This window comes from Tepidanaerobacter sp. EBM-38, assembly GCA_001896545.1.
GTDB lineage: Bacteria > Bacillota > Thermosediminibacteria > Thermosediminibacterales > Tepidanaerobacteraceae > Tepidanaerobacter.
In genome coordinates, this window is sequence record MPOT01000024.1 from 1 (window position 1) to 24,572 (window position 24,572).

Consider the following 24,572-nt stretch of genomic DNA (forward strand, 5'->3'; position numbering starts at 1 on the left):
AAGTGAAGATATTGCCCGGCTTGCAGGAGTACGCTTTGTGAATATCTCCGAACCTAGCAGAGGACTTGTCCTAAATGCTGCACAGGTAAAAAGCATGACGGGTGGTGACACCATCAACGCAAGGTTTCTACACGAAAACTCTTTTGATTTTTCACCTAAGTTTAAGCTTTATATCAACACCAATTATCTGCCCGTTATTACGGATATGACGCTGTTTTCCAGTGGCAGAGTGGTGATTATCCCTTTTGAACGACACTTCGATGAAAGCGAGCAGGATAAAAACTTAAAACGCGAATTCGCCAAACCGAAGAATCAGAGTGCTATCCTCAACTGGCTAATTGAAGGCTATCAGCTGTTAAAAAAGGAAGGCTTGACTTTACCTGATTCCGTTAAGACAGCAACGGAGGCTTATAAACGTGACAGCGATAAAATAGCATTATTTTTCGAGGATGCCTTGGAGGAAAGTCCTAACAGTGAGGTGCGGACATCCGAAGTGTATGCCCGGTATCAGCGGTGGTGTAGTGCCAATGGATGTTATTCGGAGAATGCAAGAAACTTTAAACAGGCATTAACAGCTATCGCTCGTGTAGAACGGAAACGACCACGTTCTGGTGGTGGAATGACCACAATGCTAATCGGATACAAGCTGACGGAAGAAGAATTTTTTCTTATTTAAACACAGTGTAGCAGCTTGTAGCAAGAAAAACAGGTTATATAAAAAATCGCTCTCGTATAGAGAGTTTAGTTTTTACCTGCTACATCTTGCTACAAAGCTTAAAACCACTGAAAACACTGGATACAACTCCATGTGTTAATACCTCCCCCTAGGGGAGGTTAAATCTCCACACCTTTTCATCTGGACAACGGGCGTGGGGCAACGCGTAAAAAAACGCAGTTTCAAACGGGGTATATACCCCACAATCCATTTTAATTTAGGAGGTAAACGATTATGGCAACATCAACAACTTATAATAGAGCGTTTTGGAATGTTATGAAAGGAAAAGAAGAAAACAATCAAAATCTAAGCGAGGGTTTTGATAATGCAGGAGCCTATGTCGCACCAGATGAGTTCAGAGAAGGCTTTAACACTGCTTTGGCAAAGGAAAATATATTCCGCAGATTTGCTACTGTTATCAATCTATCTTCTGCAGAAGGTAAAATTCAAGCGGTATTCTCAACGGGGACAGCAGATTGGGTTGAAGACGGAGATCCAATCCCCGAAAGTGCCGATACATTTACGCAGTTTCAGGTGAAATCATACAAGCTGGCATCTCTTGTCAAGCTAAACCGCTCATTCGTCACTGATATGAACTTTAATCTTGAAAAATATCTGATGGGTGATTTTGCGAAGCGTTTTGGCAAGGCTGAGGAAAATGCATTGCTTAATGGAAATGGCACAACACAGCCAACAGGTATCCTTACGGCAGACGCAGATGTAACAACAGCAGATAGTGCTACCATCTCTTTTGACGAGATTATCTCTCTGTATTTTTCATTAAAAGATAAATACCGCAATAACGCTGTGTTTATCATGCACGATAATACAGCCATGCTTCTTAGAACCCTTAAAGATACAAGCGGCAGTTATCTGTGGAATTCTTCAGATAACACCATCTTCGGAAAGCCTGTAGTTACCTCTCCATATATGCCTACAGTATCAGCAGGAGCAAAAAGCATAGTATTCGGAGATTTATCATACTACTGGCTGATTGAACGTCAACCAATAACAATAAAAAAATTAAGTGAATTATACGCATTGCAGGGGCAAATCGGATTTTCTGCTTACGAGAGATTGGATGGGAAGTTGATTCAACCGGATGCTCTGAAAATATTACAAATAAAAGCTTAAATAATGGATTAGGCACTGAGTCATCAATTCGGCTCAGTGCCAGTTCCATCAAAACATCGGACAGGAGGTCACGATATGGAAAATCAAAGTAACAGCCGCACAACCAAATCCGATATCGGAGGTACGGTCTATGTGGTGGAATCACGAGTAAGTGATTCAGCAAAGGAAAGTGCATATTCCAAGCTGAAACGACTGATTACAGTCAACGCAAAAAACCTTTCAAAGTTATCTGATAGTTCATATAAACCCACGGAAATCAACTCGACTTCTTCAAGGTAGTACGGTAATATACATAGTGCTAAACCGCTTGAAGACTGTCGGAAATGGAGGATAAAAATGAATAGACAGTCAACATTTAGCACTATACGTAAATCAACATTAGCATTTGAAGAAGCAAAAATTACTGCTCTGTACTGCAGGCTCTCACGTGATGATGAGCTTGCAGGAGACAGCAACAGCATAGTGAACCAGAAGGCAATTCTAAAAAAGTATGCTGAGGACAACGGTTTTCGCAACATCGAATTTTATGTGGATGATGGGGTCAGCGGTACAACTTTTGATAGACCAGACTTTAACCGCATGATTGCTGATGTAGAGTCCGGTAGAATCGGAACGATTATCATCAAGGATATGTCACGATTCGGCAGGGATTACCTTAAAGTAGGATATTATACCGAGATTATGTTTCCTGAAGCAGATGTACGATTCATTGCTATTAACAACGGTATTGATAGTGCAAACCAAGCAGACAGTGACTTTACACCGTTTCTTAACATTATTAATGAATGGTACGCTAAGGATACTAGCAAGAAAATCCGTGCTGTGTTCAAATCCAAGGGACAGTCCGGTAAGCCACTCTGCACCAATCCGCCTTACGGTTATATTAAAGACCCTGAAGATAAGTTGCACTGGATTATAGATGAGAAAGCCGCCGAAGTGGTCAGAGATATTTTCCGACTGTGCATGGCTGGCTTTGGACCCACGCAGATAGCAAAGCAACTTGAAAAGCGATGCATTGATACACCTACGGTGCATCTTCGCAAAATGGGTATTAACACTCCAGCAAGACCACCTGAAAACCCATATGCTTGGTCGGCTCGTACCGTAGCAGATATTCTGGCTAAAATGGAATATCTAGGTCACACGGTGAATTTCAAGACTTCTAAAAAGTCATATAAGAGCAAAGTCAAGATAATGAACAATCCAGAAGATTGGCTGGTTTTCAAAAATACCCATGAAGCAATTATTGATGAGGGGACTTGGGAAACAGTGCAGAAAATCAGAGATGGCAAGCGAAGACCATCACGATTAGGTGAAATGGGAATGCTTTCTGGCATGATGTTTTGTGCCGACTGTGGTGCAAAGCTGTATCAGGTTAGAGGCAAGGGATGGACACACGATAAGGAATATTTCGTTTGTGCGACTTACCGCAAGAAAAAGGGTATGTGCAGTTCACATCAGATACGCAATGTTGTAGTGGAACAGCTTTTGCTAGAAGACTTAAGGCGTGTAACCTCCTTTGCCAAAGACCATGAACAGGAATTCATCCGTATAGTTATGAATAATTCAGAAAAGGAACTTGCCAAAGAACTCCGCCAAAGTCAAAAGGAGTACGAACAAGCACAGACTCGCATTGCTGACATAGACAAAATCATTCGAAAGCTATATGAGGACAATGTGATGGGCAAAATTCCCGAAGAGCGTTTTTACAAGATGTCGGCTGAATATGAAGCCGAGCAGAAGACACTGGAAGAAAGGATAATCAAATTAAAGCATACCATTGATGCAGCAAATGAACAGTCCATCAATACCGACCGCTTTTTAGCACTGGTTAAAAAGTACACAGAAATTACAGAATTGGATGCAGAGATTATTCGAGAGTTCATTGACAAAATTATAGTATTTAAGGCTGAAAAGGTAGATGGCCGCAGAACCCAGCGGATTCAAATTTTCTATAACTGCATTGGCGCTATTGATTTGCCAAACTAAACGAAAAACGGCATAGCCGCAAATCAACGACTATGCCGAATTTTTCAGGAATTATAAATCCCTATCTGACCGCTCCTAATAGGGGCTTTTTTTTATGTGGAACACGTCGGACAAACAAAAGTTATTATCAGCTGTCCAGTTATCTTATATTCCGATTTACCTGCGCAGCTATCCACCAATGTGATCGCAAATATGACAAAGCCATATAAAATGTGATGTAACTGATTTAGTCATAGTCATTTATAGTTTTTTCAAAATATTTGTATTAATATGTTACATTGCATAATTTCATTGTAATGATATAATTTATTTAGTTAAAACTTTACAAATCATATATTATTAAGGGTGAGTTTATGTTCAACAGCGAAGAGCATTTGGAACTTTTTACAGATATGATGTCGGAAGGCTTTATAGTTATTGATAATAATGGCACTATACAAATTTATAACACTAAAGCCAAGGAGATATTTGGCATTTTGCACAACCAGCAGATAAGCCATTTGCGAGGGAAGATTGAAGCTGGAGATATAGTTATTATCGGTGATAATGCAGTAGGGAGAGATGACGGAAACCTTGATGCCGAAACCTTAGAGTACATTGGAATTCACGATAAAAAAATCAATCAGGACGACATACTTATTGCTGTAGGTGTATATAAAGACAATAACATAAAACCCGTATATATTTGTAAAAGAAATAATGAAGTAACAGATGCGTTAAAGATGAAAACCAGGTTCCTCGGAATAGATATCAGAGTAATCATCGATTTGATAAATAAAATCATTACGATTGAAGCAAACGGTGAAAAGTTCAGCATGAATTACGTAAGATATATCGGTCATCTTGTTATTTTAGATAGAGAAACGAAAAAAATGAAATTCTATCAGGCTCAAGGCTATACGGCTAGGGGAGAAGGACTAAAAGATATACTTGATGGAAAAGCATATATGGCAAAAGGCGAAAATCCCGAGTACCTCAATGTTATAGGCAAAAATATTTTTGAAATTCATAAAGGATGCAAGACCATTAAAGAGTTTTATGATGTAGCAAAAGGAGAAAACATAAGTTATATAGATGAATTTAAGGAAATAAACGGCTTTCCAACCATGTGTACACTAATACCTGTGGATAAGGATGGCAAAAGAATTGGTGCAGCCCTTAAAGTCGAGGATATTTCCGAAATAAAAAGAGTTATAAGGGAAAGAGATGAAGCACTTTTTAATCTTGAGAAAATTGAAAAACAGCTAGATGAAGAAAAAATGCTAAAAGAACTATTCCCAAATATTGCCGGTGAAAGCAGAAAAATGAATTATGTAAAAAAGTTAGCTTTAAAGGCTTCTAATACAAACTCTACGGTCCTTATACTCGGCGAAAGTGGTACAGGTAAAACACTTATAGCAAAAGCTATTCATGAACACAGCAAAGGTGATGGACCATTTGTTCATGTAAACTGCGGCACTATACCGGAGACTCTTTTAGAAAGCGAATTATTCGGATATGAAAAAGGAGCCTTTACAGGAGCTAGAACTGACGGGAAAAAGGGCTTTTTTGAGATGGCAAATGGAGGAACTATACTTTTGGATGAGATTGGAGAAATATCTCCAGCCGTACAGGTAAAGTTACTGCAAGTTCTTCAGGATAAAAGCTTCTATAAAGTAGGCGGCCAAGAAAAAATAAAGGTCGATGTAAGGGTTATAGCTGCATCAAATAGAAATTTAGAAGAGGAGATACTCAAAGGCAATTTTAGAGAAGATTTGTATTATAGGATAAATGTTTTTCCAATATGGATTCCGCCCTTGAGAGAAAGAAAAGAGGATATCTATTCACTAGTGGAAATCCTGCTACCTGCAATATGCGATAAAATTGGCTGCAGCAGAAAAAACATATCTGTCGAAGCTCTAAATATACTTTTAAACTATGACTGGCCCGGGAATGTAAGAGAATTAGAAAACATATTGGAAAGGGCAATAAATTTATGCGATGGAAACACAATTTTTTCCAAACACCTAATCTTAAAACCAAATGTCAGTGAAAAATTTGAAACCAAGGATATAATTCCGCTTAAAAAATCTGTTGAAGAATTTGAGAAAAAGACTATTGAAAAAGTTTTAAAGCTGCACAAAGGAAATAAAAATAAAACGATGAAAAGTCTCGGGATAAGCAAAACAACCTTTTATGAAAAACTAAAAAAATATGATATAAATTAGTTTGAGTAAGCGAATCACAGAGAATACCAAGTAATTTAAGGACTAAACCCTTCATAAATCAATTGCTAATATCATAAAAATTATAGGAGAAGAAGGTGAGACAGATGGAATTATTCAGGACGGAAGAAGTGATCTGGGAGAAAAATTATCAAAAAGATGTCCAAGTATCTGTCGATTTAAAACCTGCTCCTATAAAAATTACAGATATTATTTCCCGCGTCATAAATGTAAATTATACACTAAATGAAGGTGCCATAATAATCTCTGCAATTCTAGAGATTGATTTATATTTTTTAGATAAAGAAGGCAAGATACATTTTTGCAATATTGAAAAACCGTTGGAATATGGAATACTCCCGGAAAAGATTATAAAAGATATGAATTTTTATATAATATGTCACAGTGAACAACAGAGCCAACATTTATCAGGGAATTTACTTACCTTAAACCTATTTGTTAATATAGGGTTGCAAGGTGTTATTGAAAAGAATTGTTCCCCTTTCCCGCCTAAAAGGTTTGAAAAAGAAAAAATAACGACATTTAAAGTCATGGGAGAAAAAAGAGAGCATGCAACATTGAAAAGCACGTTCGAAAAACAGGATTGCCAACATATAATAATTATGAAACCTCATCTAAGCGAAGCTAATTTCAGAGTGCTGCGCAGTGCTGCAATGCTTGAAGGTGAAGTAACTGTTGAAGTGTTTTATTTGAGTACTCAAGGGATAGAAAAATACGGCACTATTGCCGTCCCGATAGAGAAAATAGTATCATTTGCCGAAGCTGAACCCAATCAAACGGCCAGAATAACTGTGGATTATATAGATATTTATTACAAGCCCTGCGGGAAAAACAATTGTTATGATGTAATAATTACTCTGGAATATATGATTAAGATTCTAAAAAAAGCAGAGAGTCAGGTTATTACAGACTTCAATGAACCGGGATATGAGGTTGTAAAAGAAGAATTTTTATTAAAAGAGGTTATAACTGAAGGTGAGTTTGCTTTTTTGGAACAAAAGTCTTTTTTATTCGAATCCAGCATTAAGTGTATTGTGGACTTACAGGGAAAAATAGAGAGCATATCTCATACCGTCGAGGGAGGCAGATTAGTAGTAGATGGCATTATTGGTTTGGAAATTATCTATGCGGATGAACGGCTAAAGCATATGTATAAGTACATTCAAATTGACTTTAGTAATAGTTATCTACTGGCACAAATTGTTGAAGGAACCATGTTTGATATAAATGTAAATATAATCCATCTTTCAGGAGCATTAAAAGATGAAACTATTATGATAAAAGCTCTGATAGAAGTCGCCTTTTCCGGCAGCATTAGACGGCAGGCAACTGTGGTGACGGATGTGCTTCCCCGGGATCAGATATTACAAGAACTTGTAAGTGTAGAAAAGATATTAGAGTCAAAGACTATTGATTTTACTGAAAAATATGAAATAAATATTGACAGGGATTTAAAGGAAATAGAAGATGTGAAATCAGAAATAGATTTTTTAGATGTTGTTATATTAGATTACAGATTCCTGATTCAAGGAACGCTTAATGTAGATATATATTACATCGGAACAGATGATATAGTACACTGCCAAAAAAGCATAGTACCTGTCGGAATATTGGGCAGTGTTGTTAATGGTGATACCGGTATGCAAATAAGAGTAAACCCCAAAATTTGTCAGGTATCAATAGGAGCTAAGAACTCATCATCTGTTCAACTGTTTTTTTCTTTAAGTTTTGCCATAGAAGCAACCAAACAGGAAGATATTTATTTAGTTACAGGGGTAAGAACTGAGTCTGTAGGAAATTATCGGCAAGTTTATTTTAACAAATATGTATTCAATATTAACCATACTATGCCGCTTATCTCACCTGCACTTTTTATTAGAGATATCAAGGTTATCCCAAACAAAAAGCGATATGAACAACATGCTGATGGCTTATGGGCGGTTGGAAAGCTTTATTTTGATATAATGTATACAGGCAAGGATAAGTATGTGTACCAGGATTTTGACGAATTAGATTTTAGGTTTCATATCAAAGACGAATTAAACATTTATAAAGGCGGCTTCGATTTAGAAATCTTACCTTCTAAAGTTTTTCTGACCTCTGAAGGCCAAATGCTAGAATCAGAATTTCAATTGACAATAAAAACATATCACTGGGAAAATTGTGATATAGGGAGTGACTCGATTGATACAAAAAGCTCGTGATGGTATCGTAAAGTTTTTTAAAGATTTTTCCAATCTGGACGTAGAAGTGATAGATATTACCGAAGGGGCTAAGGACTTATCCGCTCTTTGTAAGTTTCCGGATGGAGAGTATCAAGTGTTTTTAAATGATGATTTTACAATAAAAGCATATTATCGGAAGAAACCATACAAGCATGATTTAAATACAAATGATAAGACTTCGGGAAATAATGATATTTTTAATAATTCAAAGCCGGCAAATCCAAGTATTTCAGACGTAAAAAAACCGGAACTATCCAATAGCGAACAAGCCGTTGCTCTTATAGTCAAAAAAAACCCCGGGATAAATGCTTATGAAATAAGAAAAGAAATAAACATGAGATTTGTCATGCTTATTCCTATATTGCAAAAGCTACTAAGTTTTGGGGTTATAAAAAAGGATGGTGAAAAATACTACTAAATATTGAACGCCCCACAGTTTGAAAATATCAATAATCAAATTCTTTACATATCAACTTATAACATCTACCACAACATCTACCGGCTTAAAGCCTTCATCTACTACATTTAACATAAATGTTCGTTTTACAACGACCAAATCGGTATCATAAACCTCAGTTACCACATACATCTGTTTTATTTCATGTGTAGGCAACTCGGCCAGTATGAGTATTTTGTTTGTAGTAATATCAGGACCTGTTACATCGGTTACAACATATACAATTTCCTTTTTAAAACCTCTTACAGTAGCCCTGATAGTTACAAGCATTCTAATTTGATTGCCTCCCGGTAATATTGAAAGATCTACATGCTCAACCTCAGCTTTAACTTCAATGATGTCACTGGGGAGAATTCCTTCTAAGGGCACCAATACAGCAAAGTGTTTTTGCTTTTCTATTTTGTGAATCAAACCTTCTGAGTCAACATAAGAAATGTAGCATTTGAAATAACCGGATACAATGATTTCATTTTCTAGTATTGATGTAGTTGTACTTTCAATGATACATTTATACTTACCAATGCTTGCTGCAGGCGGATAAACGTCAATAGTATTTGATACTAGAGTTTGTTTGCTGACCGTTGATTCTGTACATACTATAATCGGGTCTTTTGTGACAATTATATTCTCTATTATTTCAATCGGTTCAATATCATGCACCATAACCTGTGCAGAAGTTTCTCCCACAATCAACGGTAACCTCACCCTAAGGTCTTGCGCTGTTCCTTGAGCTACAGGCAATATGTCCTTTTCTACAATAGTCACATCAAAACGAATTATATTATGCTCAGTGAGTTTTCTGCTGCCGGTTAAGTCATATTTAGTATATTCTACAACCGGTACAATCACAGCATTTAGACCAGGCCTAGCACCGGGATAATCAGTGAAAGCGGTAAAGGGAATGTCTGCCGATTGATGGTAATTGACATTATCTGTCCCGACATAATATATTTGTTTATGAATTATGCCTTGAATTATCACTTTATCCATAACAACTAATGATGAGATATTATGAAGATTTACTTTTATATCTCTTATTTTAATGGCTTCATGCTCTAAAATTTCTACAGACTCTACCATATGCTGAAATGCTGTGCTTTCGCCTATTAAACCGTTTATAACATATTCTTGCCCATCTTGTGCTACGCCAATGTTTGCTGTAATCTCTTGTGTCACGGTTACATTGCATTGAATGATTGCTTTTAATTTTAGCTCACTTGGGGAAAGAACGTCTACTTTATTCATTTCTATGACCGGTTCTGCATATACATTCATTTCAGGCAATGCACCTTCAACTTGTGCAAAACAGCTTACAGGAATGTCAAAAGACTGATGATAGGATATATTATCTTCCCCAATATAAAATATTTGATTATGCAAGATAGCTTGAATTAAGACCTTATTATCTAATACGTCTGCATTATTGATAGTTACTGTGGCCCGACACTCCTCCACTTTTTGTATTGACCTATCCAGAACCAAGATATCTTCGACCAAAACCTGCTCTGAGCTTTCTTTGATTACTGTTTCGGCGATAACACTTTTATCGGTGCCTGCTACGAGAAAAATATAAGAAACATCCTCTGCAGTGGCAGTTATTTTTACAATTGCTTTACAAAAAACCTGTTCACCAGAAGGTGCAAGTTTCGCCTCAATGCTTTCTAAATCAGCGAAAATATTTACATTCATCCCCGGGGCTATACTGGGGATGTCTAATATGGCACTGAATGGAATATTACCTGAGATATGATGTACCTTGTCGTCAATTCCTACAAAAAAGACCTGTTTATGAACGATGCCTTGTATGATTAACTTATCGTTAAGTGTTATATAATTTAATGATCTTATTTCCCCGACAACCTTTTTGAGCTTTCGAGCTATTGTTGGCTGCTGCCTTTTTAAATTAAGAGCCTTTAGCTGTTCGAGCATATTGAATCCCCCTGACTTAATCATACTTACTAGTTTATTATATTCAGCACGAGGAGGTAATGATATTAAGATTTAGCCTAAAAAAATGATAGGTTTTAAATAAATATATTGCGATATTCAATAAGTTCAATGTACATGTTGACCACTATCTGTTTTAAAATATCTTTCTCAAAAGTCTTATATGTCAAGTGGGTATCTATATTATATATAACCTCCATATGAGATTTTGCCTCAGGAATGGAAACAGAATCAGAAAACATCTCATGGAAAGCAGCATTTTTTACTATGCCATTATAAACGTAGTAAATATCTTCTAAAAACTCTATATCAAACATAACCAAGCCCTTTACTATATCAAAACTTACTTTTTCTACCAAAAAATCAACTTTTTTTATCTTTTCAGGAATATCCGGCAGAGAATTCCTAATGGGTAAAAGAAATGAAATATTCTTTTTAGCTACTACCACCGGCAGGCGTACCTCGATAGGGCCGACTGGCCTTGGCGGAACTCTTATGAAATTGTCAGTGCACTTTGCAACATGTGTAAACATTCTTACCACACCTTATCTAAAGACTTGCTTAATTACTTTTTCCCATTTTTGCTTCCAACGCTCAATATCAAAAGCTTCAGCTACTTTTTTTGCATTTTTGCCCATCCGCTGTCTTTCATCTTCATTGTTAAGGAGATACTCAATGGCTTCTATTAGATTGCTTGAGGTTGGTTTTATCAATATTCCATTATAACCGTCGATTATTAAATCAGTTAGGCCTCCAACAGGTGTGGCAATGACGGCACACCCTGAAGCCATAGCTTCCAGGCACGAAAGGGAAGTCCCTTCAGTTGCTTTAGTAGGAATTAAAGCAATGTCCATTTGTGAGTAAATCTCATACATAATATGCGGGGGCTGCCAGTAGTAATATATGTTTTTGTTTTCCGATGCCCATTTGAGAGCCTCAGCTTCCAACAAATCAGAATGGCCTCTTCCTACAAAATGAAACTCTATTTTATCGGGATACCTTGATGTCAGTACTTTGGCGGCATGGCACGCTTCGTTTAAACCTCGTACGGATGTAAGCCGACGAGGGAATATCACTTTTATTTTGTTGCTAGCGTTTCCCCTAGGTTTCAAACTATTAATATCTGCGAAATTCGGTATATACTCCAGCTTATGAGAGAGGCCGGGCCATGTGGCATTTATCCAATTTATAGTATTTGTATCTACAGAAACCACTTTTTGAGGACCACTTAACGCAATATGGTATCTTCTAAGCCATTCTTTTTTAGCAGATTCTGTAGGAAGCTGTGAATCAAATTCGGGATAATCCCAAAAAACCCCGTGGGAAATTGATATACTTTTCTCTAAAACTTGCGGATATGCTAAAAAGGTTACAAAATAAATAGCATAATCTAATTCCATTGCCTGTTCATGAAAGTGCTGATTTAGGCGTGGGAAAGTCATGAATTCGTTTTTGGTTTCTCGGATTGAATTTATTTGGACACCATGTAAAAGCTCTTTTTGCCATCCGCTTCCGATCTGCCACCAAGCTACTTTATAACCTAAATCCATCAAAAGCTTAGTTAATTCAAATCCGTACCGTTCTGCTCCACCATATATCATTCTTAGGCCATCTGGGCTATAAAAATTGGTAGTTAAGATTCCAATCCGCTTTGACACATTATTTCCCCCTATTCTAAGATTCTAAAATTAATTCTTTTATTTTTTCAGCTATACATATAGCTCGCATTTTCCAAGTGCTTTGTTTTGCTATTTCCATTCGTAATTTTATTTTTTCTTGGCTTTTTCCATTATAAACTGCCCAATCAAGGCATGATACAAAGTCCTCTGGTGTTCTTGCAAGCCTAACATCTGCCAATCCTTCCAACTGGGGCAGATTTGTAGATACCACCAGGTATAGAATATCATACATTTACGAGTACACCTCTTTCAAAAAACTAAGCCGCTTTGCTTCTTGCCATGTTTCTAAATCATTAGACTTTGGTGTTATCATTATGCTTTGAGTATGTGGCCTGATTTGCCCAAAAATTTTTATATCCTTATCTCGATAAAACAAAAACTTCTTATAATGCTCCTTTGCATCAGCCCAACCAAAATGTTTTATTCTAATATCTGAGTAATAAGGTATAAAATTTTCACAGGGCTGTGGGAATCTGCCGCAGTGAATTTCTCTGTTGGGCCAATAATAACTTATATCGGGGTTGTATCTTATTAAAAAAGGCCAGAATGTAGTCCATGGATTCCAACCTCCGTCTATTCTGTAACAGATTTTGGATGACCAGAAATCAAATACTCTAAAATAAATTGCATCATAATATTCTTGGTTTATTAACAAAAGTATTTCATCAATAATTCTGTCTTCAAAAATTTCATCGGCATCAATAGCTAAAATCCAGTTGGGATTTTGCGCTATTGTTAGTTCCCATAGCTTTGATCTTAAAGCCGACTCATTTTCTTCAAAGATACAATGCTCATTTTTATAAGCTATAACCTTTTCATTTCTGTTGACAATTTCAAAGGTATCATCTTCTGACGCATCGTCAAGGACTACTATTTTATCAACCCATTGCGAAAGATGATTTAACACTTCACATAGATGCCGACCCGATTCATTTCTTGCAGGCATCATCGCTACAATATTATTCTCACGATGTTTTCCCATTCAAATCTCTCCTTGCAATAAGGGCCTTCTCATGAAGGCCCTTTTTTATGAAGTTGCTACAAAAACAAAATCTATTGCCAGGTCAATATCTTGCACAGCATTACCGGCATCTGTAGGTAAAGTAAAATTAAAGCTTACGTCTTCATTAGCAGTTGTTAAAGTCAACTCCCTGCCGGGGCTGTCTGGCCTATCTATCAGGTCTTCCAGTTTGCCGGCAAACAAATCTGTGCCCCCAACAGCAACACTTACATTTAAATTATAGGCTAACAGTGCTGCTAAAGAAGGTGTTGTATCATCATCAGCAGCTTTCCAATCAGCCGTAATAAAATAATATTCGTCAACGGTACCCGTATTTGATACATTTATTGTGCCAGAAACTGAATCTCCGGGCAACATTGTGGCTGCGATTACTCCGCTGGCGGGCGATACTTCAATTGAAACAGTTTCAGTCTGAAGTGTACTGCCTGTAGAACTTGCTGTATAGGTAAAAGCCATGTCATTATCACCTCCTAATAAATTATATTCAATTTAGAATGAAGTGTTACAGAGTTAAATTTCTGTTTTTATCAACGGTTAGATTAATATTGAATACAATGAAATAAAAATAGATTTAGGAGGAGCGATAAGATGAGGGGAACATATATAGGGGGTCAAAGAATGTTGGTTGTGACAGTATATGGTGGTAAGCTAATAATACCTTCAATGGATTTGAGCCTTATACCTATTAGGCTCTATATTTTCAACTGAGGTTTTTTCTTTATGAATTATAAAAAAAGCGGCAATTCTGCTTTATAAAAAGCAGCTGTAGCCGCTTGCTTTTAACATTTGCTATTGTTATATTGTTATGGCACAGGCACAGCCCCAATGTTTAATCTTACTGTTGACAATACTAACACATCTACCTTCAGCACGACTTTTTCCAACATTTCGGTTTCACTCAGCAATTCCGTTATTACGCTTTCTATAGTCGGCACCAAGGCTGCATGCATCCCTGGTTCGGCATCGGGTAAATCCACAAAGAAACTGAATTCTACGTCTTCGCCCATTTCATATTCAATATCGTCGGTGCCGATATAATATATTTGCTTGTGGATTATACCTTGGATGATTACCTTATTTGCAATTATTTGAGCAGTAATTGATGTAACCTCTGCATCAACATCCCTTATTTTTTGAGTCGGTTTATCCATTGTTATAATATCTTGCAAAAGAGTTTGACCGGTAGTCTCACCCACCACTTCATCCACAAGAATGATTGGCTCTTCTGTTCCTTCGACAATGTTTAGGCTGGTGCTTTGTGTAACTACAACGGAAAATTGAATAACTACTTTTTGCGTTAAATCATTACTGTTTTCAAGAGTATAACTAATTGTTTCAATGGTTGATTCTACTTGAACATGCATGCCGGGAGCGGCTCCTTCCACATCTACAAAGAGACTGAAAGGTATATCTTCCGCTTGGTGATATTCTATATTGTCAAGTCCTACATAGAATATTTGTTTATGGAGAATTCCTTGAATAATTACCTTATCTGTTATCACATCAGTTAATATATCTTGCACTACGGCCGTTATTTCGTCAACTTTAAGTGCCGGTTGATTCAGTGTTACCGTTGTTTCAACTATAAGTTGTTGCGAGTTTTGCCCCTCAATTTCAGATACATAATAAAGCGGTGTTTCTTCTTCTCCTGTTTCAACTTCAAGATTTTGAACATCTGTTACTGTAACAGAAAAAGACAATATGACCTTCTGGTGCAGAGTTGTTGCATCTAAAAGCGTGAAGGCTACATGTTCCACCACAGGTGTTACGGTTGTGTTCATTCCAGGTAATGCTCCATCTATATCAATAAAGTAGCTGATAGGTATAAGTTCTGTCTGATGGTGAACAACTGCGTCCTCTCCAACATAGAATATCTGCTTGTGAAGTGTTCCTTGAATAATGACTTTATCCTGTATAACAGTAGTGTTCAGGCTTTCTACCAAAGCTCTTATTTCCTTTACCTTAATTGCACTTTCTTCCAACGTTACGGTGGATTCTACCATTTTCTGTATAGAACCTTCACCGATTAAAACGGGAACCTTAATTAAAGCCATTTTTTTATCCTCCCTTTTTCCTCCTGTTTGATTAATTCCCAAAACATCTGATATATCTTGTGACACACTGTCATGCGAAGATTCTTCACATAAATCCAATTTTTCATCTTCTGTTTTATTAAAGGACTCTTCTTCGTCATAGTGTGAGCATTGTTCTTGAATTTCTTCTTGAAATTTTGAACATGATTCTAAATTTTTGTCCTCATCACCTCTTTCTGTATGAATTTCATCGCTCTTGTCAAATACCGTTAAACAGTCTAAATTGTCGACGGATTTTGATTGTTGAATCTTAAATTTGCGAAATCCGCCTATAAAATTTTTTGGTTTTACCATGTAATAATAAACTACAAGAAACAGTAAAAAAATTATTACAGCAAAGCCTATTAAAATCACCACCTTCCCAAAATGCTTTAAAAACGATTAGTCTATGTATTTAATACTTAAAACACTTGTTAAAAATATTAATTAATTCCGGGTTAATTCCATTATATGAATTCAACTATCTTCCTGTTCCTATTATGCGAATAATTTTCGGAACAGTTATTTTAATAATGTTATTTTCAATAAATTGTTTTATAAGTCGTAACCGATTTATGTCCACAAGAATAATATAAAGAAAGTTATTTTTTAAAGGGGTGGTTTTTTTGAGACGTATAGCACTGCTTTTAGTTGCGGTTATGCTGTTTTCGGTACTTGCTGCAGGATGTGGAGGGCAGGCGGTAAAAGAGAAAACCGATAATGTGACATATGAAGAAGTACAAAAAGAACAAACTGCTGGAAAAAAACCTGAACTTGAACCTCTTTCCCCGCCCGTAAAAGTGACAGTGGGCATGAAGGAGGTTGTTTCCGACGCAGGAGTGCTCATAGGCATGGCCAAAGGTTATTACGAGGAACTTGGCATTGAAATTGAATCTGTTGCTTTCAATACCGGTCAAGACATGATAAATGCCTTGGGAGCCGGCCAGCTTGATGTAGGATGTACTGTTACGGCATCTGGGCTATTTAACGCCATTCTCCGAGATATACCGATAAAAATTGTCGGAGACAAAGGTATTAATGTCGAAGGCCAGGGATATTATCGTTTAATGATACGAAAAGACTTGGTAGATGAGATAAAAGACTTTAAGGATTTAAGAGGGCGTAAACTTGCTGTAGTAGGCACCGCTTCTCTTGATGAAATTGCCCTGGACCGAGTACTGAATCAGGGAGGGATGACTACAAATGATGTAGATTTACAAGTCATCAGAAGTTTTCCTGATATCGTGGCTGCTATGAGCAATAAAAGCATCGATGGAGGCATGGTAATCGAACCCTTTGTAGCTGCCGCTATCGCCAAAGATATTGCGGATCCGTGGAAAGACCCTTCAGAGTATGATCCTGATGCTCAAACCGCGCTTTTGGTCTATGGAAAGAGCATGCTTGACCGGCCGGAAGTTGCTAACCGTTTCATGGTTGCTTATATTAAAGCCATAAGAGATTACAATGATGCCTTTTTTAAAAACATAAACAAAGACGAAATCATATCAATTCTTGCAGAGTATTCAGTTGTAAAAGAGAAGGAGCTCTATGAAAAAATGTACCCTGTTGGTTTTAATCCCGATGGTTTCGTAAGAATGAAAGGTATCCAAATGGATCTTGACTGGTATAAACAAAGAGATTTGTTAAAAGGAGAATTAGAGGCCGAAGATGTAGTAGACAACAGCTATGCCGAATATGCTGTTGAAATATTGGGAAGATACTCCGAATAGGTAATATATGCGGCCGAAAATCGAATACCGGTTTTCGGCCAACTTGATGAAAAGAGGAGAAATACCATGAGCTTATTGGAAGAACATGTTTATAAAAACATTGAACAGATGAATATTGTTATTAAAGAAGAAGAGCGCAAACCCAAGACAAAATTGATAAATAAAGCGATTATATTAAAATTCCTGACTTTTTTATCCCCGTCATTGCTCTTGGTATTATGGGAGTTGTTCGCACGATGGGGGCTTATTGATGTTCGATTGTTTTCAAGCCCTGTAATGATTTTTAAAACTATGATTCCAATGCTTTATTCCGGGGAACTTTTGTATCACACTCTTATCAGTGCTCAAAGAATACTGCTGGGATTTATAGCCGGAGCTGTGCCTGGGGTAGTCCTAGGTTTATCAATGGGACTTTTTCCACCGGTAAGGGCCAGTCTTATGCCTATGGTAGCAGTCACCTTCCCAATTCCGAAACTGGCGATTATGCCGCTGATTCTTATTATTTTTGGCCTAGGTGAAACGTCGAAAATATTTACCATAGCCATTGGTGTATTCTACCTAGTCCTAATAAATACAATGGCGGGTGTATTAAATATTGATGAAATATATCTTGACATAGCAAAAAACTTTGGAGCAAGCCCTTTTCAGTTTTACACAACGGTGGCTTTTCCCGGAGCACTGCCCATGATATTTGCAGGCTTTAAGCTAGGCATGGGTACTGCATTGCTGCTGATAGTAGCAGCAGAGCTTTCGGCAGCAAAAGCGGGAGTTGGGTGGATGGTCTGGCGAGCATATGACATGTTCGATATTGAGAAAATGTTTGTAGCTCTTATTACAATGGCTTTCTTAGGATATATTTTCTCATGTCTTTTAGATATTGCGGAAAAAATTGTTATACCTTGGGCAAACAACAGGAGGTGAGCGTATTGTATCCCACCGAGGTTATACGCATAGAAAAACTAAATAAAGAATTTTATACACGCAAGGAAAAGGTTGTTGCGATTAAAGACTTAGATTTATCGGTAAGTGAAGGAGAATTTTTATGCATTTTGGGTCCTAGCGGCTGTGGCAAGACCACATTGCTTAGGATTTTGGCCGGTTTGGAAAAGCAAACCAAAGGAAAGGTGTTTATGAGGTCGAAAAATCCTGAAAAACCCTTGACATCAATGGTGTTTCAGGGCGATTCCGTATTTCCATGGATGACGGTTGCGGAAAACGTAGCTTACAGTTTGAGAATTAGAGGTTTTCCAAGTGATAAAAGATTGGATATAGTCGAGCATTATTTAAAATTAATGGGTCTGGATAAATTTGCAAATGCCTTTCCCTATCAATTATCCGGTGGGATGAAACAGAGAATCAATGTTGCACGGGCTTTTGTAAGTGACCCTGAAATTTTGCTTATGGATGAGCCTTTTGGAGCTCTTGACGAACAAAATCGGCTGATTTTACAGCAAGAACTCTTAAAAATATGGGATGGCACCGGCAAAACTTCTATTTTTATAACACACAGTATTGACGAAGCGCTTCTTTTGGCTGACAGGATAATGGTAATGACAGCACATCCCGGAAAAGTTAAAGCAATAGTTCCGGTGGATATTCCAAGACCGAGAGATATTCTATCATTACGTTCATCGCCCAGATTTGCAACATTATTTAGAGAGATATGGCAGCTGCTGCAAGAAGAAGTATTAAAAGCTAAAACCACAGAGTTTAAAGCATAAACCGGAACAACCAAAAAACAATGATGAATTCGCATAAATAAAGGGGAGATGTCGATTGAACATTTTTACCGGAGTCATACTTGCAATTGCCGTAAGTATGGATGGTTTATCTGCCGGAATAATTTACGGAATGAAAGATATAAAAATTCCCTGGTTTTCACAACTGGTGATAGTAGCGGCTACTTCCTGTGCATTTTTGACGGCTATGGCTTTTGGAAATATCGCAATAGGATTTTTTTATCCCATCGAAACCAAATTCATAGGGTCTATACTGCTGTCGATTTTAGGTATCTGGTCGCTTTTAGAGACATACGCAAGAGAAAACAGCAGCATAAGCACGAAAACTATCGCCAGTTTTCAAATAAAGCCACTGGGTCTTGTCATAAAAATATTAAGAGAACCGATTGCTGCCGATACAGATACTTCAGGGATTATTGATATCGGAGAAGCTTTACTACTAGGAGCTGCCCTTGCCATGGATTCCTTTGGAGCAGGCTTCGGTGCTGCAGCGGCAGGTTTTGGAATAATATGGACTACAACCTTGGTTAGCATAGCAAGCCTCATTTTTTTATCAATAGGACTGTATATAGGTCGTAAGAAACTAGTATTTCTAAATCAAAAACTAACTAAGTACCTGCCGGGAACTTTATTACTTGTCCTAGCCTTCATAAAATCATCCTAAAAGTAGGGGCGACCACTGGTCGCCCGCTCGCTCGCTTTTTTATAGCAAAAACATTAATAAATACTTTTTACAGCAAAACTGACTTTCTGCAGTGGAATCAAAGATAGATTTTGGTATAATATTATTTAGCAAGGGTATTTGAAACCAAACAACTCTCCTATCAGGAGGGAGATGAAAGCTTGTCCATTAAAAGCTATTATAAGGAAATGCTGATAACCGCAGCCTTAGCAGCCCTGACAGGGGAGCTGTATTTTTATCCTTTTGGAACTAATTTCCGATTTACCGTGGGAGTTGTTACTTTATCTTTTTTGGTATTATATTTTGATTATATACCTGAAATGGTATTGGTTCCCTTTTCCGGGCTGTTTATTATGATTTTTCGCATATTGTTGAGCTGCCTTATCGGCAAAAGCACTTTTATTTATGCAGTTAATCTTCATTATCCTGCTTTCTTTTTTTATGCAGCATATGGAATATTTTTAAGAATAGGGAATATAAAAGCCCTTTTAAAGATGCCTGTAAACTTTATTGCTGTAATGACCTTAGCAGATATCGGAGCTAATTTTGTCGAGCTTACCGCAAGAGGCGAAATGAACTTGATTTACTTCCAGGAAATATTCAATAGGGTTCTTGCCGTAGGCTTGATTCGCAGCATTATTACATTTACTGCTTATTGGATAATAGAGCGGTACAGGCTTGTTATAATGCGTGAAGAACATGAAAAACGTTATGCCGAACTACTTAAACTGCTGTCGGATTTGAAGGCTGAGTTTTTTTATATAAAAAAATCCTCAAAAGACTTGGAAGATGCGATGAGGGAAGGTTACGAGATATATCAATCTTTAGTTTCGGATATTACCGATAATGATGTTATAAGATTAAAGAAAAAAGCCTTGAACCTCGCTAAAGATATTCACGAAATAAAAAAGGATTACCTTAGAATTTTGGCGGGAGTAAAAGAACTGCTGCCCGAAGAAATAGGCGGTATGCAGCTAAAGGCCGTACTAGATATAATTAAATCAAGTACACAAAGATTGATAAGCGCAATTGAAAAAGATGTAAAATTAAAAATCCATACGGTACCAAATTTGGTTGTAATTAATTACTTTTCGATTTTCTCTATTTTCAACAACTTGGTTTCTAATGCTCTGGATGCTATAGACGATAAAGGAGTTATTGAGATAAATATATGTTTAGACGAAGAATCTGTTATAATAACTGTTTCTGATGATGGGAAGGGCATCAACACTAAAGACCTTCCCTATATCTTTGAACCGGGCTTTTCCACGAAATACAACGAAGATGGCTCAATTTCTACAGGGCTTGGTTTAGTTAATGTGAAAAATCTCGTAGAGGATATGGGAGGCAGCCTTTCAGTGACTTCAACTCCTGCTAAGGGCACAAAATTTGAAATACACTTGCCCTTAGAGGGAAATTTCACAATTGTGCAGGGGGATGAACATGAACTTTCGAATCATGATAGTAGATGATGATAGAGCAGTAAGGCGAATTCTTGCGGGAATTATTGAAAACAACAATCTTGGAGAAATTATCGGGGACAGCGGAGATGGTGAAGAAGCTGAGAAAAAAATATCCGTCTTGAAGCCGGATATAGTGCTTATGGATTTTCTTCTTCCAAGTAAAGACGGGCTGGAAATAATAAAGAGTCTGAAAAAAAGAGGTGTTAATACACATTTTATTATGATTTCGCAAGTTGAGGACCAGGCAATGATTTCCCAGGCTTATCAAGCTGGAATCGAGTTTTTCATACATAAGCCAATCAATGCCATAGAAACCGTAAGCGTGATTTCCAAAGTACAGGAAATCATAAAACTGAAAGACACCGTTGATAAAATACGAAAGACGGTAATTAATCTGGATGATATGCCGCAGCTTGAGGCAAATATAAAAAAAGGCCTAAACAAAGTAGAATTTTTCCTGGCAGACCTAGGAATACTTGGTGAAACCGGCAGCGAAGATATAAAGGTCATTATCGAAAATCACGAAAACTTCTGGCAGAATATAAATAATTTGCAGGATATATATCAACATCTCAAACAATACTATGAAAATTATGATGAAAAAAAATCAACCGACACAAAGGCTATTGAAATGAGAATACGCCGAGCTATAGATAAAGCACTTAAGAATGTGGCATCAATGGGACTTGAAGATTATAACAATGAGCAATTTATAAGGTTTGCTTCTACGCTTTTCGATTTTATAGAAGTAAAAAAAGAAATGGATTTTTTACGCGGTAAAAGCCCAATTAGTGGTAAAATTAATATAAAAAAATTTTTAGAAGGGAGTATTCTTCTATGTAAAGCATAACATAACAAAAAATTGCTTATAAAAACGGCATAAAGATCGGATGTATTTTTTTATGTATATAATTAAGGTCGTCAGGTTATGCCTTATGAAGGCAAATCGGTTTACCTAACGACCTTATATGAAACGACTATTTCTATATCTATAAACCATATAGATTATATTATATTTTAGTTTTCGCTACCTTTTACAACATGTTTTGAGATTTTGCGCTGCTGTATAATATAGCCTAATATCAGTAGCACCAAGCCGGCAAGGTCGGTTTTTAAGCCGGGCGTTACCAGCAGTATTCCGCCGATAAAAAATATAATACGTTCTATAAACGATTCATCAGTTATTAAGTAGCCTGCTACTGCGGAACCCACGCCGATAATGCCGATTATGGAAGTGATGATAATTTGTATGATTCCCCATGCAGTTACATCTATTAAAAGCATGGATGGATTGTATACAAAGATATATGGTACCAGGAAAGCCGCAATGGCAAGCTTGGAAGCTTCAAGCCCTGTTTTTAAAGGGTTTGCCTTGGCTATGCCGGCACCGGCAAAAGCGGCTAATGCTACCGGAGGGGTAATATCAGCAATAATGCCGAAATAAAAGACGAACATATGAGCGGCAAGCACCGGTACATTCATCATTAAAAGCGCAGGTGCCGCTATTGTCGATGTAATAACATAGTTAGCCGTAGTAGGAACCCCCATGCCTAATATGATGGATGTTAGCATTGTAAAGAACAGTGTAAGTAACAGATTGCCTTTAGCAAGACCGACTAAGGTAGAGCCCATTTTTAAACCAAGTCCTGTTTGAGTTACAACACCTATAATTATACCTGCACAGGCAGTGGCCGCAATAACGCCCAGAGCACTTCTGGCTCCTTGCTCAAGACCGTTTATGATATCTGCTAAACTTATTCTTGTATTTTTTCTAAGCAAGGAAGCTACTATTGATGAAATAATAGCAAAAAGAGCAGCCTTCATTGGGGAAAATCCCTTTACTAAAAGATATATTATGGCTACAAGCGGCAGCAGCAAATGCCCTCTTTCCAAGAGAATTGTTTTAATTTTGGGGAGCTCATCCTTATTTAATCCTTTAAGTCCAAGACGCTTAGCTTCCAAGTGAACTCCGGTCCAAACTCCAAAATAATAGAGAAGAGCCGGAATAACCGCAGCACCGATTATTTTTACATAAGATATCTGTGTAAATTCGGACATGAGAAAAGCTGCAGCGCCCATAATAGGGGGCATCAACTGACCGCCTGTAGATGCAGTTGCCTCTACAGCCCCTGCAAATTCAGGTTTGTAGCCCAGCCTTTTCATCATCGGTATTGTGAAACTTCCGGTTCCAACCACATTGGCTACGGAACTGCCGGAAACGGTGCCCATAAGACCGCTGGAAAGCACCGCAACTTTAGCCGGGCCGCCAGATGCCCAGCCGGCTACGGCATTGGCTAAATCGATAAAGAATTCTCCCATGCCGGTTTTTTCAAGAAAAGCCCCAAACAGTATAAAAAGGAATATAAAAGTGGAAGAAACCCCAATAGGTATTCCAAAAATGCCTTCAGTAGTATAAAAAAGATGCCCGACAAGACTGGGCAGAGCAATTCCACGATGTGCCAGTTGACCGGGAATTTGACGCCCAAACAGTGCATATAAGATGAATAAAGATGCGATAGTCACAATAGGCCAGCCAACCACGCGCCTGGCGGCCTCTAAGACCAATAGTATTGCAATAAGACCTACGACATAATCCGTGGTTGTAACGGTTCCTGCACGCAAGACCAGATCCTGATAAAAAATTATTATATACATAGGTGCTGCGGCGCCTAAAATGGCGAAAACCACATCTACCGGATGAACTTTATTTCTAGGCCATTCTTTTCTGGCAGGATATAGCAAAAAGATTAAGCATAATCCGAAGGAAAGATGAATAGACCTTTGAATCATGGCATCCAGCACTCCGCAAACAGCTGTATAAAGATGAAAAACAGAAAAAGCAATAGCAATAGCTGCCACTATTTTAGCGGAAAATCCTGAAAGTACTCGATAATCCGATTCTTTATCAAATTTTCTCAATATATCCTCATGATTTTGAGAAGTTTCCTGGTATTTATCACTCATTTTCCCTCTCCTTGTGTAATGTATTTTTTATTAGCAACCTATCTTTTGCCCGTATGGTGAGCAGGCCCTCGGGTTCAACAAAATCAAGAAGGGGATAGTCTTTGCCGCCAACGGTTATAGAATGTTGCGGGATAGGTGAAACTCTTATAGGTATTGATTCAAATTCCCTGTGCATATTAAGGACGAATTCACCCTCTTTATTTAAAAATTCACCGTTTTCATCTGAAAAAGGAAGACCGACTCCTAAAGAGTGGTAAGTAGTTTTTTCCAGAATAAGTTTATTATCATTGCTGATTAAAAAAAATTCATGTACCGGAGTTTTCTGCACGGAATGTATGAAGTTCAGTGCAAATCTTCTGTTTGGAACAGCTATAACCGTAACGGTCTTTTGTTGTTCATCCTCTAATATGAGAGTTTTTTCTTTAACTATCCGATAATTGGAGAAAAATATAGCCATGCAAAAAATAATAAGAAATATAAAAATTTCTAACCGCAGTTTCATAAAATCTGAGCATTGGAGTTAATTTCCA

General features: G+C 37.4%; 22 protein-coding genes. 13 read left to right on the top strand and 9 right to left on the bottom strand.

What is annotated here, in order from left to right; genetic code table 11:
• The 7 genes from BUC45_RS01620 to BUC45_RS01650 form a co-directional block, all read left to right on the top strand.
• On the top strand, nucleotides 1-676 hold a 676-nt coding region (locus BUC45_RS01620), incomplete at its 5' end, for a phage/plasmid primase, P4 family (protein WP_296969825.1).
• 273 nt (nucleotides 677-949) lie between these two features.
• Nucleotides 950-1,849, top strand: a complete 900-nt coding sequence (locus BUC45_RS01625) for a phage major capsid protein (RefSeq protein WP_296969827.1) — start codon at nucleotides 950-952, stop codon at nucleotides 1,847-1,849.
• Nucleotides 1,850-1,924: 75 nt separating this feature from the next.
• Nucleotides 1,925-2,128: a transposon-encoded TnpW family protein gene (locus BUC45_RS01630; RefSeq protein WP_071441617.1), complete on the top strand. Its 204-nt coding sequence runs from the start codon at nucleotides 1,925-1,927 to the stop codon at nucleotides 2,126-2,128.
• A gap of 57 nt (nucleotides 2,129-2,185) precedes the next feature.
• Nucleotides 2,186-3,838 carry a DUF4368 domain-containing protein gene (locus tag BUC45_RS01635; protein WP_296969830.1) on the top strand — a complete coding sequence of 551 codons (1,653 nt, stop codon included), beginning with the start codon at nucleotides 2,186-2,188 and terminating at the stop codon, nucleotides 3,836-3,838.
• Between the two features lie 353 nt (nucleotides 3,839-4,191).
• Entirely contained in the window at nucleotides 4,192-6,045 is a 1,854-nt protein-coding gene (locus BUC45_RS01640) for a sigma 54-interacting transcriptional regulator (RefSeq protein WP_296969832.1), read from the top strand.
• Nucleotides 6,046-6,149: 104 nt separating this feature from the next.
• A complete protein-coding gene (locus tag BUC45_RS01645) occupies nucleotides 6,150-8,267 on the top strand; it encodes a DUF3794 domain-containing protein (RefSeq protein ID WP_296969834.1) in 2,118 nt (705 codons plus the stop codon).
• Nucleotides 8,239-8,706 carry a hypothetical protein gene (locus BUC45_RS01650; RefSeq protein ID WP_296969836.1) on the top strand — a complete coding sequence of 156 codons (468 nt, stop codon included), beginning with the start codon at nucleotides 8,239-8,241 and terminating at the stop codon, nucleotides 8,704-8,706. The genes BUC45_RS01645 and BUC45_RS01650 overlap by 29 nt, the downstream gene beginning before the upstream one ends.
• A gap of 51 nt (nucleotides 8,707-8,757) precedes the next feature.
• Here the strand turns inward: BUC45_RS01650 and BUC45_RS01655 are convergent, their stop codons facing one another.
• The 7 genes from BUC45_RS01655 to BUC45_RS01685 form a co-directional block, all read right to left on the bottom strand.
• Complete coding sequence (locus tag BUC45_RS01655) at nucleotides 8,758-10,674, bottom strand: DUF3794 domain-containing protein (protein WP_296969838.1); 1,917 nt, start codon at nucleotides 10,672-10,674, stop codon at nucleotides 8,758-8,760.
• Between the two features lie 95 nt (nucleotides 10,675-10,769).
• A complete protein-coding gene (locus BUC45_RS01660; protein ID WP_296969840.1) occupies nucleotides 10,770-11,225 on the bottom strand; it encodes a hypothetical protein in 456 nt (151 codons plus the stop codon).
• 12 nt (nucleotides 11,226-11,237) lie between these two features.
• Nucleotides 11,238-12,350 (bottom strand): glycosyltransferase family 4 protein, encoded by a 1,113-nt coding sequence (locus BUC45_RS01665; RefSeq protein ID WP_013777896.1) that lies wholly within the window; start codon nucleotides 12,348-12,350, stop codon nucleotides 11,238-11,240.
• Nucleotides 12,351-12,366: 16 nt separating this feature from the next.
• Nucleotides 12,367-12,603 carry a hypothetical protein gene (locus BUC45_RS01670; RefSeq protein ID WP_296969843.1) on the bottom strand — a complete coding sequence of 79 codons (237 nt, stop codon included), beginning with the start codon at nucleotides 12,601-12,603 and terminating at the stop codon, nucleotides 12,367-12,369.
• Complete coding sequence (locus tag BUC45_RS01675) at nucleotides 12,604-13,353, bottom strand: glycosyltransferase family 2 protein (protein WP_296969847.1); 750 nt, start codon at nucleotides 13,351-13,353, stop codon at nucleotides 12,604-12,606.
• Between the two features lie 45 nt (nucleotides 13,354-13,398).
• The gene (locus tag BUC45_RS01680; RefSeq protein WP_296969849.1) at nucleotides 13,399-13,848 is read right to left on the bottom strand and encodes a hypothetical protein; all 450 of its coding nucleotides are present in this window, start codon (nucleotides 13,846-13,848) and stop codon (nucleotides 13,399-13,401) included.
• A gap of 347 nt (nucleotides 13,849-14,195) precedes the next feature.
• On the bottom strand, nucleotides 14,196-15,842 hold the full coding sequence (locus BUC45_RS01685; protein WP_296969850.1) for a DUF3794 domain-containing protein: 1,647 nt from the start codon (nucleotides 15,840-15,842) through the stop codon (nucleotides 14,196-14,198).
• 248 nt (nucleotides 15,843-16,090) lie between these two features.
• Between BUC45_RS01685 and BUC45_RS01690 the strand changes: the two genes are divergently transcribed.
• From BUC45_RS01690 to BUC45_RS01715, 6 genes are all read left to right on the top strand, one after another.
• Complete coding sequence (locus tag BUC45_RS01690) at nucleotides 16,091-17,194, top strand: ABC transporter substrate-binding protein (RefSeq protein WP_366749489.1); 1,104 nt, start codon at nucleotides 16,091-16,093, stop codon at nucleotides 17,192-17,194.
• A gap of 66 nt (nucleotides 17,195-17,260) precedes the next feature.
• Nucleotides 17,261-18,115: an ABC transporter permease gene (locus tag BUC45_RS01695; protein ID WP_296969854.1), complete on the top strand. Its 855-nt coding sequence runs from the start codon at nucleotides 17,261-17,263 to the stop codon at nucleotides 18,113-18,115.
• Nucleotides 18,116-18,120: 5 nt separating this feature from the next.
• Nucleotides 18,121-18,915 (top strand): ABC transporter ATP-binding protein, encoded by a 795-nt coding sequence (locus BUC45_RS01700; RefSeq protein WP_366749492.1) that lies wholly within the window; start codon nucleotides 18,121-18,123, stop codon nucleotides 18,913-18,915.
• Nucleotides 18,916-18,970: 55 nt separating this feature from the next.
• Nucleotides 18,971-19,597 carry a sporulation membrane protein YtaF gene (gene ytaF, locus BUC45_RS01705; RefSeq protein ID WP_296969857.1) on the top strand — a complete coding sequence of 209 codons (627 nt, stop codon included), beginning with the start codon at nucleotides 18,971-18,973 and terminating at the stop codon, nucleotides 19,595-19,597.
• Between the two features lie 179 nt (nucleotides 19,598-19,776).
• Nucleotides 19,777-21,087: a sensor histidine kinase gene (locus tag BUC45_RS01710; RefSeq protein WP_296969860.1), complete on the top strand. Its 1,311-nt coding sequence runs from the start codon at nucleotides 19,777-19,779 to the stop codon at nucleotides 21,085-21,087.
• Complete coding sequence (locus BUC45_RS01715; protein WP_296969861.1) at nucleotides 21,059-21,928, top strand: response regulator; 870 nt, start codon at nucleotides 21,059-21,061, stop codon at nucleotides 21,926-21,928. The genes BUC45_RS01710 and BUC45_RS01715 overlap by 29 nt, the downstream gene beginning before the upstream one ends.
• Nucleotides 21,929-22,095: 167 nt before the next feature.
• Here BUC45_RS01715 and BUC45_RS01720 read toward each other — a convergent pair whose 3' ends face one another.
• Both BUC45_RS01720 and BUC45_RS01725 read right to left on the bottom strand, forming a co-directional pair.
• The gene (locus tag BUC45_RS01720; protein WP_296969862.1) at nucleotides 22,096-24,042 is read right to left on the bottom strand and encodes a TRAP transporter permease; all 1,947 of its coding nucleotides are present in this window, start codon (nucleotides 24,040-24,042) and stop codon (nucleotides 22,096-22,098) included.
• A complete protein-coding gene (locus BUC45_RS01725) occupies nucleotides 24,035-24,499 on the bottom strand; it encodes a DUF1850 domain-containing protein (RefSeq protein ID WP_296969863.1) in 465 nt (154 codons plus the stop codon). Before BUC45_RS01725 ends, BUC45_RS01720 begins: the two co-directional genes overlap by 8 nt.
• Nucleotides 24,500-24,572: the final 73 nt, after the last annotated feature.

Bases quoted from the DNA above. Each gene is read 5' to 3' on its own strand.
- BUC45_RS01625 (WP_296969827.1), top strand. From the start codon at position 950: ATGGCAACATCAACAACTTATAATAGAGCGTTTTGGAATGTTATGAAA.
- BUC45_RS01630 (WP_071441617.1), top strand. From the start codon at position 1,925: ATGGAAAATCAAAGTAACAGCCGCACAACCAAATCCGATATCGGAGGT.
- BUC45_RS01635 (WP_296969830.1), top strand. From the start codon at position 2,186: ATGAATAGACAGTCAACATTTAGCACTATACGTAAATCAACATTAGCA.
- BUC45_RS01640 (WP_296969832.1), top strand. From the start codon at position 4,192: ATGTTCAACAGCGAAGAGCATTTGGAACTTTTTACAGATATGATGTCG.
- BUC45_RS01645 (WP_296969834.1), top strand. From the start codon at position 6,150: ATGGAATTATTCAGGACGGAAGAAGTGATCTGGGAGAAAAATTATCAA.
- BUC45_RS01655 (WP_296969838.1), bottom strand. From the start codon at position 10,674: ATGCTCGAACAGCTAAAGGCTCTTAATTTAAAAAGGCAGCAGCCAACA.
- BUC45_RS01660 (WP_296969840.1), bottom strand. From the start codon at position 11,225: ATGTTTACACATGTTGCAAAGTGCACTGACAATTTCATAAGAGTTCCG.
- BUC45_RS01670 (WP_296969843.1), bottom strand. From the start codon at position 12,603: ATGTATGATATTCTATACCTGGTGGTATCTACAAATCTGCCCCAGTTG.
- BUC45_RS01675 (WP_296969847.1), bottom strand. From the start codon at position 13,353: ATGGGAAAACATCGTGAGAATAATATTGTAGCGATGATGCCTGCAAGA.
- BUC45_RS01680 (WP_296969849.1), bottom strand. From the start codon at position 13,848: ATGGCTTTTACCTATACAGCAAGTTCTACAGGCAGTACACTTCAGACT.
- BUC45_RS01695 (WP_296969854.1), top strand. From the start codon at position 17,261: ATGAGCTTATTGGAAGAACATGTTTATAAAAACATTGAACAGATGAAT.
- BUC45_RS01715 (WP_296969861.1), top strand. From the start codon at position 21,059: ATGAACTTTCGAATCATGATAGTAGATGATGATAGAGCAGTAAGGCGA.
- BUC45_RS01720 (WP_296969862.1), bottom strand. From the start codon at position 24,042: ATGAGTGATAAATACCAGGAAACTTCTCAAAATCATGAGGATATATTG.
- BUC45_RS01725 (WP_296969863.1), bottom strand. From the start codon at position 24,499: ATGGCTATATTTTTCTCCAATTATCGGATAGTTAAAGAAAAAACTCTC.